The sequence below is a fragment of the Saccharophagus sp. K07 genome, from assembly GCF_014336955.1.
GTDB lineage: Bacteria > Pseudomonadota > Gammaproteobacteria > Pseudomonadales > Cellvibrionaceae > UBA5868.
On the sequence record NZ_QRAI01000004.1, the window covers coordinates 107322 to 119836 of the forward strand.

The window sequence follows — 12515 nt, forward strand, 5'->3', positions numbered from 1 at the left end:
AAACCGGACCTTCAAATCCAGCCCCCTTCCATACCCCTTTTCAGAGCGGGCCGATCTTGGCTCAGGGGAGGTCGGGGTGGATCGAGACCGATTAGGATGCAATCACCATGACCATACGAGTGGCAATTCGGCATAACACTTATTACGACTTTGACCGGCCGATCAATCTGTCTCCCCACACGGTGCGCCTGCGTCCCGCGCCCCACTGTCGCACCCGGATTCACAGCTACAGCTTGAAAATTCAGCCGGAAAATCACTTTATCAACTGGCAGCAGGACGCCTTCGGCAACTATCTTGCGCGTCTGGTATTTCCGGAGAAAACCCGCCGTCTGGCGGTGGAGGTGGAAGTCATCGCCGATATGACGGTGATCAATCCGTTCGATTTTTTCCTCGAGGAGTACGCCACCCATTACCCCTTCAACTACGACAAACAAACCCTGAAGGAGCTGGCGCCCTACCTGGAAGTGCTGGAAGGCGGGCCGCTGTTTACCCGCTGGCTGGCGTCGGTGGATCTGAATAAAAAATGGCGCACCATTGATTTGCTCGTCGAATTCAACCAGCGCCTGCAGAAGGAAATTGAATACACCATTCGTATGGAACCCGGGGTGCAGGCGCCGGAGGAAACGCTCAAGCTCGCCCGCGGTTCCTGCCGCGACTCCGCCTGGTTGCTGGTGCAGTTGCTGCGCCATTTCGGTTTGGCCGCGCGCTTTGCGTCGGGTTATCTGGTGCAGCTCAAACCCGATACCAAATCCCTGGATGGCCCTTCCGGTGCGGAAGAGGATTTCACCGACCTGCACGCTTGGTGTGAAGTCTATTTGCCTGGCGCTGGCTGGGTGGGGCTAGATCCTACGTCTGGCCTGTTTGCCGGTGAGGGCCATATTCCCCTGGCCTGTACGCCCGATCCTGTATCGGCAGCCCCCATAACCGGCTACACCGACAAATGCGAAGTGGAGTTCTCCTTCAGCAACACGGTTGCGCGCGTCCATGAAGATCCACGCGTAACCAAACCCTATACCGAAGATCAATGGGACGCCGTCATGCAACTGGGCGACAAGGTCGACCACTTGCTGAATGAACAGGACGTGCGCCTGACCATGGGAGGTGAGCCGACCTTTGTCTCGGTCGACGATATGGAATCCGCCCAGTGGAACACTGAGGCATTGGGTGCGGATAAATTGCGCCTCGCCAAGGATTTGCTGCTGCGCCTGCGCGACCGTTTTGCCCCCTTTGGACTTCTGCACTACGGCCAGGGCAAGTGGTACCCGGGCGAAGAAATCCCCCGCTGGGCACTCGGCCTGTTCTGGCGCAAAGATGGTGAATCTCTATGGTTCAACCCGAAATATTTGGCGCGGGTGGATAAGGACTACGGCCACACCATCAACGACGCCGAACGCTTCCTAAAGCACTTGTGCAATCGTCTGGGCTTATGGGACAGCTTTTGCCAGCCCGCCTATGAAGACGGCCTGCATTACCTGCTGCAAGAGCAGAATTTGCCCGTCAATCTCGACGCTGAGATCGCCAGCGCCAAAGACTCCCTGGCGCGCCGCCGCTTGGCGCGGGTGCTGGAACAGGGCATTGGCACTCCTACTGGATACGTTTTACCCCTGGCGTGGAACTTCGGTACGGCGCACTGGTGTAGCAGCAATTGGCAGACGCGTCGCGGTCGCATGGTGCTGATTCCGGGCGACTCCCCTATAGGTCTGCGCCTGCCGCTGAACGATCTGCCGTTTGTGGAAGAGACCCTGCGGGAAATTGAGGTAGAACGCGATCCTTGGGCTCCAGCCGACACGCTGCCCAAACACAACGAAATGATCACCCAATATGACCTGATCGAGCAGCAAACCCTGTCTCCACCAGCTTATCTGGTGCAAGACGCCCAGATCCTGCGCCAGCCTCAGCCGCGCGATGACGAAGGCAAACCCAAGCCGGGCAAGGTCAAAGAGACGATTCGCGAGTATTGGGAAGTGCTGCGCACTTGCTTGTGCGTCGAGCCGCGCCACGGTCGTTTGCATGTATTTATGCCGCCGCTGACCCAGCTGGAGCACTATCTCAATCTGGTGGCGTGTCTGGAGGCTACGGCAGAGGATTTGAATCTGCCCATTGTGATCGAAGGCTACGAGCCGCCGCGCGACTCACGTCTGGTCAAGCTGTTGGTGACGCCAGACCCGGGTGTCATCGAAGTGAATATCCACCCGGCCAGCAATTGGCAAGAGTTGGTGGAAACCACCACGGCCCTGTACGAAGAAGCGCGTCAGGCGCGCCTCGCCACGGAAAAATTCATGCTCGACGGCCGCCACACCGGCACCGGTGGCGGCAACCACGTCACCATGGGTGGCGCCACTCCGGCAGACAGCCCGTTCCTGCGCCGTCCCGATGTGCTGCGCAGCTTTATCACCTTCTGGCAGCACCATCCGAGCTTGTCCTACCTGTTTTCCGGCATGTTTATCGGCCCCACTTCCCAGGCTCCACGGGTCGATGAAGGTCGCGACGAGATGTTGTACGAGCTGGAGGTCGCCTTCCAGCAGATGCCCAACGGCATAGTCAATCAGCCCTGGCTGGTGGATCGCCTGCTGCGCAACTTGTTGATCGATGTCACCGGCAATACCCACCGGGCGGAATTCTGCATCGACAAACTCTATGCGCCGGGTTCCAGCACCGGCCGTCTCGGCCTGTTGGAATTCCGCGGTTTTGAAATGCCGCCGCACGAGCGCATGGCGCTGGTACAAACCCTGCTTTTAAGAAGTTTGCTGGCGCGCTTCTGGAAAGAGCCCTACCACAAACCCCTGGTGCGCTGGGGAACCTTGCTGCATGACCGCTTTATGCTGCCGCACTATGTTTGGGCAGATGTTAAGGACGTGGTCAAAGATTTGAACGAGCACGGCATCGAATTCGATCTCGATTGGCTGTTGCCGTTCGAGGAATTCCGTTTCCCTCACTACGGGCGAGTGCAGTTGGATGATGCCTCGCTGGAGCTGCGCTGGGCCATCGAACCCTGGCACGTGTTGGGCGAGGAAGTGGGCAGTTTCGGCACGGCGCGTTATGTGGACTCATCAGTCGAGCGGGTGCAGATCAAAGCTACCGGTTTGACCGATAGCCGCTATATTGTGGTGTGTAACGGCCGCCGTGTACCTATGAATCCGACCGGGCGCCATGGCGAGTATGTTGCGGGCGTGCGCTACCGGGCTTGGCAGCCGCCATCGGCGTTGCACCCCACCATAGGCGTGCACGCACCTTTGGTGTTTGATCTGGTCGATACCTGGAATGGCCGCTCCATCGGCGGTTGTACCTACTACGTATCGCACCCGGGCGGACGCAATTACGACACCTTCCCGGTGAATGCGTTTGAAGCAGAGGCGCGACGGGTCAATCGGTTTACCGATATAGGCCACACTCAAGGACCTTATACGCCAAGGCCCTGGGTGGATGCGAAACGGGTGCTTAAACCACATACAGAGTCGCGCCCAATGACACCTCCGGCGCCGGAATCAACGGGGGAATATCCACATACCTTGGACTTGCGTCGCCTTTTTGAGACCTGATGGTGGCGAAAATTTGGCCAGACCGGAAAATGGCCGGTGACTTTATGGGTCAATCACCAAATAACACGACCCTCTAAATAGCCAAGAAAATTAAGGTCCCGTTTGCCACCATGAATTCCGATGTAACTGACCGCGCTGTACAAGCGCAATCCCAACTTGGTCACTTGGTCATACGCGACGAATCTCGCACCCCGGAAGGCGATTTGCGCGAGGGCTGGCGCTACCTGCTCGACGGGCTGCAGGCGCTCGGTCCCCAGGGGCTGAATGAGCGCGGGGAGAAGGCCCGGCGTTTGTTGCGCGATGACGGCGCCACCTATAACGTCCACGGCACCATGCGGCCGTGGGAGTTAGACCTGGTGCCCTTTGTGGTCGGCAGCGAGGAATGGGGACAAATCGAATCCGGCCTGCTGGAGCGCGCAGAGCTGTTCAACCAGTTGCTGCGCGATCTCTACGGCCCGCGCGACCTGGTCCGCACCGGTGTGATTCCACCGGAAGCCGTATTTGCCCACGGCGGCTTTCTGCGCGCCTGCTCCGGCATCCATCTGCCCGGCGATCACGATCTGATTATTCATGCCGTCGATATGGTGCGTACCAGCGATGGTGAATGGTGCGTGTTTGCCGACCGCAGCCAGTCTCCCAGCGGTGCCGGCTACGCATTGGAAAACCGCACTGTTATGTCGCGCGTGCTGCCCAGCCTGTTTCGCGACAGCCAAGTGCACCGCCTAGCACATTTTTTCCAGCGCCTGCGGGTCAAGCTCGCGCAACTAGCACCCCATGTCGACGAGCCGCGGGTGGTGGTGCTCACGCCCGGCGCGCTCAACGAAACCTATTTCGAACACGCCTACCTTGCCAATTACCTCGGTTACCCACTGGTGCAAAGCGGTGATCTGGTGGTGCGCAACGGCTTTGTCTGGATGAAATCCTTGGAGGGCTTGGCGCGGGTGGATGTCATTTTGCGCAGGGTGGACGACTGGTACTGCGATCCGCTGGAGCTCAAAAGTGATTCCCAGCTGGGCGTGCCCGGTCTGTTGGAAATCGCCCGCCAGAATCGCGTTGCCATAGCCAACCCGCTCGGTTCCGGGGTGCTGGAAAACCCGGTACTGCTGCGCTATCTGCCGCAGATCGGCAAACGTCTGCTCGGCCGCGAGCCGCGCCTTAAATCAGTCGCCACCTATTGGTGTGGCGATCGCAAGGACTTGGCCTATGTACTGGCCAACCAGGAACAACTGATCATCAAACCGATTTTCCGCGGCCAGGGACGCAGTCAGGTGGTGTCCGAACTGAGCCTCGCGGAGCGACAGGCGCTGCTCAAACAAGTCCAGGCGCAGCCGCATCTGTATGTGGCTCAGGAGCGCTTGGTTCCGTCCCATGTGCCGACCGTCGTGGACGGCACTCTGCAACCCCGCCCGGCGATTCTGCGCGGTTTTGCCGCAGCGAGTGAGTCGTCCTACACCGTTATGCCGGGGGGATTGACCCGCGTCGGCCTGACGGCGGGCTCGCCCCTGATCTCCAACCAGCTGGGTTCCATCAACAAAGATACCTGGGTGGTCGCCTCTGAACCTGAACGCCCGGTGGAAAGCGTGCCCCTGGGAGAGCGCCGACCATTGCTGCAGCAAAAAGCCGGCTTGCCGAGCCGCGTGGTGGAAAACCTGTTCTGGCTTGGCCGTTACGCCGAGCGTGCCGAAGCTTCTCTGCGGATGTTGCGTACCACTTTTGCGATGCTCAACGGCGCCGAGGTATTGCCAGCCGACAGCCGTCGCCAGTTGTTGCGCGCGCTGACCGAAGTAACCTGTACCTTCCCCGGTTTTGCCGGCCAGCCGGAGCTGATGAACGCGCCGGACAAAGAGCTGCTCTCGATAGTGGTCGACAGCAATCGCCTGGGCAGTGCGAGTTCGTCGTTGCGGGCCATGCTCAACTGCGCTGAAGAATGCAAAGAGCTGCTGTCCCCTGACATATTGCGCGTTTTCAACGATATACGCGATGCGTTGGAAGGCTTGAGCGACGCCATGGGCACCAGTCTGGCGGCCGCGTCGGAAGAAGCGCTCGATCCTTTAGTTACCACCCTGATGGCCTTCAGCGGTCTGTCTCAGGAAAGCATGATTCGCGGTGACGGCTGGCGCTTTATGGAGGTCGGTCGCCGCCTGGAGCGCGGTCTGCAAATCATCGCTCTGATTCGAGCGCTGCTGGTGCGCGATATGCCAGAGACGGAGCAGGCGACGATTCTCAAGGCCGTGCTTAAAACCCTGGAGGTCTTGATGACCTACCGCCGCCGTTATCGCGGTCGTATGGATATTGCCTATGGCCTGGAGCTGACCCTGCTCGATACCAGCAATCCCCGTTCATTGTTATATCAATTGGAACAACTGCAGGCTTTATTGGCCGATCTGCCGGATGCGGGACCGGCCAGTCGTGAGCTGCACGCTGAGCAGCGCGCTCTGTTGGATGCACACGCAACCTTGCGTCTAAGCCGGCTGGTGGAGCTGGTGGCGGTGAGCGAAGACAGTGACCGCCGCGATCAGCTGGATCAGTTGCTCAGCCGTCTTTATCACCTGCTGACGACCATTGCGTCGGACGTCAGCGACAAATATTTCGATCATCAAATCGCGCCCCAGCAGCTGGTGCGCGCGGTATGGGAGGCTTGATGCGTTATAGGATCATCCACGAGACCCAGTACAGCTACAGCATTCCGGTGCGGCGCTGCTACAACCTCAGTCATATGATCCCACGAGATACACCCCGGCAGAGTTGCACCCAGAGCAAAATCCGGGTCGATCCCAGCCCAGCGCAAGTGCAAAAGCACGAAGACTATTTCGGCAACACCGCCTATTTTTTTGCCATCCAGAAGTCCCACGATAATCTGTGCATCACGGCGGAAAACGAAGTGGAAATCCGCCGGGCGCCGGCACTGGCTCCGAGCAGCAGTTGCGCCGAGGTGTTGGCGCGGTTGCAATCCAGCAGCGCGGCGGAATGCTTGCTCGCGCGCGAGTTTATTCTCGACTCGCCCATGATCCGCAGCTTCCCTGCCTTGCGCGACTATGCTGCGGTTTCGCTCCACCCCGAGCGCCCTTTTCTCGATGCAGTGCGCGATTTGAATGAGCGCATCTACCGGGATTTCACCTACGACCCCGGCTTCACCACTGTGGCGACACCGCTGCAGGACGTGCTCGAACACAAACGCGGCGTCTGCCAGGACTTCGCCCACTTCGCCATCGGCTGCCTGCGCGCTGCGGGATTTCCCGCCCGCTATGTGTCCGGCTATCTGGAAACACTGCCGCCGCCGGGCAAGGAAAAACTTATAGGCGCCGACGCCACCCACGCCTGGTTTGCCGTCTACTCTCCCGAAACCGGCTGGGTCGAATTCGACCCCACCAACAACAAACCCGCCTCCGAGCAACACATAGTCACCGCCTGGGGGCGCGACTATTCCGACGTAACCCCGCTGCGCGGCGTGATTTTTGGCGGCGGTGACAAGCACGAGCTCAGGGTTGCGGTGACGGTGCAGCGGTTGGATTAGGCTCGGGTGTTTCGCAAAATGTTGGCCAATGGCAAGCCGCCAGATGACGGGGGCCAATTGCTCGCATAGGCGCGGGAGAGCTAGAGCGGTTGCACAAGTTTGCGGAATCTATTGGACGCGATCAGGTGTAATAGATGCTCGACCGGTTCCGCCCCGCCCGTTTGGCGTTGTAAAGGCCGCGGTCGGCGGTGTCGATCCACATGGTGGGGTCGGTGATTTTGGGGGTGAGTTCGGCGATGCCGAGGCTGATGGTGTAGTTGATGACGTGCTCTTCATAGGCCACGGATGAGGCTTCAACGGAGGTGCGCAAACGTTCCGCCACAATCTCTGCGCCAGTGGCGTCGGTGTCCACCAGTATCACCGCAAACTCCTCGCCGCCGTAGCGCCCCGCCACATCCGAATCGCGCAAGCTACTTACTAAGGCGGCCGCTGTGCGGCGGATGACTTCGTCGCCCGCAGGATGACCGTAGGTATCGTTGATATCTTTGAAATGGTCAATGTCCAGCATGATCAGCGAGCTTGCGCGGTGATAACGCTGATAGCGTTTGAATTCCTGCCGCAGGGACTGCTCCCAGGCTTTGCGATTGAGCAAACCCGTCAGCCCGTCCGTGCGGTTGATATGTTGCAGCTGCTCGTTGGCCTGCTGCAGCTGCTCGCGGTGGATCGCTACTTCGGTCACGTCGTAAATGATCACGCAGACATGATTGACCTCCCCCTGGGCGTTGGTTAGGGGCAGCATGGTGCAGTTCTGGTACATGAATTTGGCAGAGCCGGTGACCGGGCGGTAATTCTTGAAGTGAAACAGGTAGGGGCGCTGTTCCCAGGTGGTAAACGCAGCGGTTTGCAGCACTGCAACCGTCTCGATTTTGCGGCGAAACCAGGTTTCCGGAAGTTCGGGGAAAATATCGAAAATATTTTGATTCAGTACGGCTTCCGGTGCTTTGGCGCTGTGGTTTTGCATAAACCCGTTCCACAGCCGGATGTGCATGTTCAGATCGACCACCACCAGACCCACATCTATGTTGTGCAATATGTCCATTACCCAGTGGAGTTCATTGGCGAAATCTGGGGTGGTAGGGGTCATATTCACAACAACAGGTAGTCAAGTTTCTTGCACAACAGGTCAATAAACTCCTCAGTGAAAATCACCAGCAGGTCGCAATTGACGTTATAGCCTTCCAATTTATAGTTGATTTCCGTTACCAGCGCCTGTTGCCAAGTGACAGTTTTGGGATCAAACAGGTTGTCCAGGCGTTGGTGCTGGCCGAGAACCAACGGTGGGCCGAGGCTGAAGGACATATCCAGTTGTACAGCGACACCGCGCAAAAACGCGCCGAGCAGGACATTGGCGGTGTCCATCAAGAGTTCGCGTTCCGCTTGATGATCCAGCTCGCCATCGTATTTCAGCAGGCGGGAAAGGTCGGAAAAACTGGTGTCGTTGAAGAGCAGAATCGCCTCCCCGGCGATGCCGCCGCCGATAAATCCCTGGCAGACACCGGAAACCGACGCTGAACCGTCGATGGCGTTGATCGCCATGGCGATGTCGGATGGGGCAAGAATTTCAATGTGGGGAATGGAGAGCACCACAAACGTATCCAGCAGGCGCGCCAGGCGGTCGCCCGCTTGTCCCATAGCGATATTCGTCACCTCTTGCAGGCAATCGCGGTAGTCTTCGCTCAGGGTAATAGTGGTGTTCATGCCTTGCGGCTCTTGGCAAAATCGTGGGGCGTAATATCTATTCTAGTCGCCGGGCGCTAGAATGCCGCCCGGAATTCATATGACGCGCCCTTTGCTGTATGACAATTCATTTCACTCTTATCCCGGTTACCCATTACCAGCAGAACTGTTCACTGGTCTGGTGCGGTGACACAGGTAAAGCGGCCGTGATAGATCCGGGCGGCGATGTGGAACATCTTCTGCAACGAATCCAAGCGCAGAAGCTGCAGGTCGAGCAGGTCCTGTTGACTCACGGGCACATCGACCACGCCGGTGGCGCGCGGGCGCTGGCCGATCATCTACAGGTGCCGATTGTCGGGCCTCATCCCGACGAAACTTTTTGGCTCGATTTGCTGCCGCAACAGGCCCCGATGATGGGATTTGCTGAAGTTCCACCGCTGCGTCCCGACCGCTGGTTGCACGAGGGCGACACGGTCAAGGTCGGTGCACAGACACTCGAAGTACTCCACTGCCCAGGCCACACACCGGGGCATATTGTGTTTTTCCACAGACAAGACGGCATCGCCTGGGTTGGCGATGTCCTTTTCGCCGGCTCCATCGGGCGCACGGATTTCCCGCGCGGCAATTATGAAACCCTGGTGCAGGCCATTCGCAGCAAACTTTGGCCGCTGGGGGATCATGTGCGATTCGTGCCCGGTCACGGCCCTATGTCTACCATCGGTGAAGAGCGGCGTAGCAACCCGTTCGTGGCCGACAAACGTTTCGGTTAATCAAGAGGCAGCGCTATGAGCGAACAATTGGGCGACGATTTTGATCAGAACTACGTGAAGTTTCTCAGCGATGCCATAGAGACTGGTTGCGTCTGGGCGTTGGAAAGCGATGAAGGATTCGCGCTGTGCGCCTCCATCAACAATGAAGAAATTGACGTGATGCCCATGTGGTCCCAGCCAGAATATGCTGAATCCCATATCGAAGGCGAATGGAAAAACTATCGCGCGGTGCCTATAGCCCTGGAAGAGCTGCTCGAAGACTGGCTGCCCGGCATGCACGAGGATTTGACCTTGGTTGGACCCAACTGGAACAGTGATCTGGAAGGCGATGAAGTCGAACCACTCGATCTGTTGGAAGACTTCGAAGAAAATCTGGAAGATTGATTTTTAGTGCAGACCCGTGGGTTTTTCGCCAGCCAAACGAATACCGAGCACTTTCTGTAACTCGGCGGCGATCTCGGCCACTCCTTGTTGCGGACTGCGCACGTAGCGAATACGTCGCTCGGGGTCCACCACCACGATTCCCGGTGTGATGCGGATGTTATATCTCTGCGCCACATTTTCCGCTTGCAGCAACACTGGCAAGGTCATTTGGTGTTTTTGCAGAAATGCCTGCGGGTCGTCGTCCTCCCACACGTTCATCAAATAAAACTGAATCGGACGTTCGCCTTTGGCCTGATCGAGTTGTCGGATCACCGGCATCAGACTGTTACAGCTTTTGCACCAACTGGCCCAAAAAAACATGACTGTGGTTTTTCCCGCATCGGCCTCCTGATACAGGGACACAGGCGCGCCCTTCTGATCCATCAAAATCCAATTGGGAGCCACGTCGCCGATCGCACCGCCAGCTGAGACTGAGCGAACAACCAAGCAACAACACAGCGCCAGCAACAACACAAATGCATTTTTCCCCCCGATTGTCATCATTGGTCCAAAGACGCGCAGGTTCGCGGTGTTATAGAACATGATTTGGGGATACTCCTTGTTTGCGGTTAGAGCCAAGTGAAGAATATTTCGCCGGAAACTGAAAAACGCGAATAATCGAGACTGTCCCTTTTGATGAAGAACCCCCGCATGGGTTCACTACAAATACATCGCTAAACATCTTTATCGGAAAAAACGGTGAGTCGAATAGATATAAGTGGAGCGTCAACCAATGCCGATAGGATCGAGAAACTTCTAACGTACCACTTCCAAATCGCGCCCAAAAAAATGTCGGTGTAACACTCGGATCATGTTGTGGCGGATAAAGTGTTCCAAGTCCGCCAAATTCGGGAAGTCGGGTGTCAGCCCTTCGTGCCGGTGAAGCAGCTCCGTACCGTTGGAGCAGATAATTTCACAGGCGAGCAAGTAGGTGTATTGCGGCGACTCGCGAAACGGAGGGCAACGACGCAGCACTACAAAATTGTAGCCCTGCTGCAGCAAACGAGCGAGGTGTGGATAGAGGTTGTACTCTTCCGCCGAAAAGAGATATTCGGTTTCCTTGTACACCCGCCGACTGTGGATGTAACTGGTCATGAATCCCCCAGCGCACCGCCTGCGCTTAAGCGTGGTTGTTATTGTTTTAGCCGAGCAAAAAAACCGCCCTTGGTCTGGATTAAACCCTGTTCATTTGTTTCGCGGTGTGAGGTCAGTCCCATCCGGCAAGTTTTTATCGGATTATTGCCGAGGCTTATGACAAAACTTTGACATTCGTCATGTTGAAAATGGCGCCGCGTTACGGATCGCCCGGCGCAAGCGATGCAGGATAAGAACTAGCTTCTGCCCGTTGCCCTATGTGCTTGCGCCAGGCGGCAAATAACAGGATGGCGATCAACAGTTCCGCGAGATCGCCGCCGTAGTACATCAACTGCGCGGCCGCTTGAATGTCCGCCTGGCTATGAGGGGTGGCATAAGGGAATAGATGGATATACATCAATTTACTGCTGATGCCGTGAATCGCCATCGCCAGGAGGAGGATGCTCAAGCGGTCGCGAAAACCCGGGCGCGATGGTGCGGGATCCGGACCTGCCATGCTCCACGCAAATAAATAGCCTGCGAGTAAAAAATGCAGGTGAATGAAATGGTGCGACCAGGGTTGGTGCAACGAGGATCGATATAAAGGTGTGAGATAAAGAACCAGCATGCCGCCGAAGTTGAGAACCAATGCGGTGATCGGATGACACCACAGGCGAATTATTCGGCTGTGAAGGAATTGCACACACGCTTTTGCGCCGCGTCTGGGTAAATTGCGCAAGAGCAGACTAATGGGAGCTGCCATTACTAAAAACGTTGGCGCCACCATACCAATCAGCAAATGCTGTTGCATATGATGATAAAACGTATGGTGGTCATTCTGATGTAGCGGTGTTACAGCAAAAATAATTAACGCTGTGCCAAACCAAAAACTGGCCAAACGCCATAAATTCCAGATGCGTTTTTTCCACAAAATTTGCCTCAATACTCCGGCTGAATATATCAGAGCTAAACTCAGAATCAGTGTGGTGGGTAAAAAGGGATTCATTTGGGATGCATCAGGCGATAGCGCGCGAAGAATATCACTCCAATGATCAACAATAGAATTGCAGCAACGTTCCATGCGAAGTCGTAAGGCAAAATATTGTTTACACCGTAACGTATTTGGTGAAGCTTCAAGATTTTATGATTAATGGTGCCGTCAAATAACTGGAACCCTCCCGCACCCATAAAAAATCCCGCCCAGATTGCAATTATGTCTGCAGCTCCCCTACGGCGCTGCTCCAAAAAAATAAAAAATCCAGCAATAAGTGCCAGTAGTTCTACAGCATGGAGTAGGCCATCCGATAGCAGGCCGAAGGTAGGTGTCGCCAGGTCATAAAAATGGTGCCAGCCAAGGAGTTGATGAAAAATAATTTCATCCACGGCGGCCATGCAGCCGATACCGAATAATATGCCGGGACCGGTGGGACAGTTCACCAAAGGAAACTTTTCCATTAGGTCACCCAGAGAGAAAATAATCTCGCTAGAGAAAAACGGATTGATCTAAAAGGGAGCATC

11 protein-coding genes are annotated in these 12515 nt (G+C 56.6%); 5 read left to right on the plus strand and 6 right to left on the minus strand.

Translation table 11 applies throughout. From position 1 onward, the window contains the following. Nucleotides 1–107 precede the first annotated feature (107 nt). The 3 genes from DWB84_RS12775 to DWB84_RS12785 all read left to right on the plus strand — a co-directional run bounded on the left by DWB84_RS12775 (nt 108) and on the right by DWB84_RS12785 (nt 7053). Nucleotides 108–3539 (plus strand): DUF2126 domain-containing protein, encoded by a 3432-nt coding sequence (locus DWB84_RS12775; RefSeq protein WP_187410203.1) that lies wholly within the window; start codon nt 108–110, stop codon nt 3537–3539. A gap of 110 nt (nt 3540–3649) precedes the next feature. Continuing rightward, nucleotides 3650–6181 (plus strand): circularly permuted type 2 ATP-grasp protein, encoded by a 2532-nt coding sequence (locus DWB84_RS12780; protein ID WP_187410204.1) that lies wholly within the window; start codon nt 3650–3652, stop codon nt 6179–6181. Beyond that, the gene (locus DWB84_RS12785) at nt 6181–7053 is read left to right on the plus strand and encodes a transglutaminase family protein (RefSeq protein WP_187410205.1); all 873 of its coding nucleotides are present in this window, start codon (nt 6181–6183) and stop codon (nt 7051–7053) included. The genes DWB84_RS12780 and DWB84_RS12785 overlap by 1 nt, the downstream gene beginning before the upstream one ends. Before the next feature lie 121 nt (nt 7054–7174). Here DWB84_RS12785 and DWB84_RS12790 read toward each other — a convergent pair whose 3' ends face one another. After that, nucleotides 7175–8137, minus strand: a complete 963-nt coding sequence (locus tag DWB84_RS12790; RefSeq protein WP_187410206.1) for a diguanylate cyclase — start codon at nt 8135–8137, stop codon at nt 7175–7177. A gap of 2 nt (nt 8138–8139) precedes the next feature. Next, complete coding sequence (locus DWB84_RS12795) at nt 8140–8751, minus strand: histidine kinase (protein ID WP_187410207.1); 612 nt, start codon at nt 8749–8751, stop codon at nt 8140–8142. A gap of 98 nt (nt 8752–8849) precedes the next feature. Between DWB84_RS12795 and DWB84_RS12800 the strand changes: the two genes are divergently transcribed. Together DWB84_RS12800 and DWB84_RS12805 are read left to right on the plus strand one after the other, a co-directional pair. Continuing rightward, complete coding sequence (locus DWB84_RS12800; RefSeq protein ID WP_222868182.1) at nt 8850–9500, plus strand: MBL fold metallo-hydrolase; 651 nt, start codon at nt 8850–8852, stop codon at nt 9498–9500. Between the two features lie 15 nt (nt 9501–9515). Then, on the plus strand, nt 9516–9884 hold the full coding sequence (locus DWB84_RS12805) for a DUF2750 domain-containing protein (protein ID WP_187410208.1): 369 nt from the start codon (nt 9516–9518) through the stop codon (nt 9882–9884). 3 nt (nt 9885–9887) lie between these two features. On the opposite strand, the gene DWB84_RS12810 is transcribed toward DWB84_RS12805, so the two are convergent. From DWB84_RS12810 to DWB84_RS12825, 4 genes are all read right to left on the minus strand, one after another. After that, on the minus strand, nt 9888–10466 hold the full coding sequence (locus tag DWB84_RS12810) for a TlpA disulfide reductase family protein (RefSeq protein ID WP_187410209.1): 579 nt from the start codon (nt 10464–10466) through the stop codon (nt 9888–9890). 213 nt (nt 10467–10679) lie between these two features. Further along, complete coding sequence (locus DWB84_RS12815; RefSeq protein WP_187410210.1) at nt 10680–11018, minus strand: hypothetical protein; 339 nt, start codon at nt 11016–11018, stop codon at nt 10680–10682. A gap of 199 nt (nt 11019–11217) precedes the next feature. Continuing rightward, the gene (locus DWB84_RS12820; RefSeq protein ID WP_370589713.1) at nt 11218–12078 is read right to left on the minus strand and encodes a cytochrome c oxidase assembly protein; all 861 of its coding nucleotides are present in this window, start codon (nt 12076–12078) and stop codon (nt 11218–11220) included. Then, nucleotides 12000–12452: a DUF2243 domain-containing protein gene (locus tag DWB84_RS12825; RefSeq protein WP_187410212.1), complete on the minus strand. Its 453-nt coding sequence runs from the start codon at nt 12450–12452 to the stop codon at nt 12000–12002. The genes DWB84_RS12820 and DWB84_RS12825 overlap by 79 nt, the downstream gene beginning before the upstream one ends. Nucleotides 12453–12515 lie beyond the last annotated feature (63 nt).

Bases quoted from the DNA above. Each gene is read 5' to 3' on its own strand.
- DWB84_RS12775 (WP_187410203.1), top strand. From the start codon at position 108: ATGACCATACGAGTGGCAATTCGGCATAACACTTATTACGACTTTGAC.
- DWB84_RS12780 (WP_187410204.1), top strand. From the start codon at position 3,650: ATGAATTCCGATGTAACTGACCGCGCTGTACAAGCGCAATCCCAACTT.
- DWB84_RS12785 (WP_187410205.1), top strand. From the start codon at position 6,181: ATGCGTTATAGGATCATCCACGAGACCCAGTACAGCTACAGCATTCCG.
- DWB84_RS12790 (WP_187410206.1), bottom strand. From the start codon at position 8,137: ATGACCCCTACCACCCCAGATTTCGCCAATGAACTCCACTGGGTAATG.
- DWB84_RS12795 (WP_187410207.1), bottom strand. From the start codon at position 8,751: ATGAACACCACTATTACCCTGAGCGAAGACTACCGCGATTGCCTGCAA.
- DWB84_RS12800 (WP_222868182.1), top strand. From the start codon at position 8,850: ATGACAATTCATTTCACTCTTATCCCGGTTACCCATTACCAGCAGAAC.
- DWB84_RS12805 (WP_187410208.1), top strand. From the start codon at position 9,516: ATGAGCGAACAATTGGGCGACGATTTTGATCAGAACTACGTGAAGTTT.
- DWB84_RS12810 (WP_187410209.1), bottom strand. From the start codon at position 10,466: ATGTTCTATAACACCGCGAACCTGCGCGTCTTTGGACCAATGATGACA.
- DWB84_RS12815 (WP_187410210.1), bottom strand. From the start codon at position 11,018: ATGACCAGTTACATCCACAGTCGGCGGGTGTACAAGGAAACCGAATAT.
- DWB84_RS12820 (WP_370589713.1), bottom strand. From the start codon at position 12,078: ATGGAACGTTGCTGCAATTCTATTGTTGATCATTGGAGTGATATTCTT.
- DWB84_RS12825 (WP_187410212.1), bottom strand. From the start codon at position 12,452: ATGGAAAAGTTTCCTTTGGTGAACTGTCCCACCGGTCCCGGCATATTA.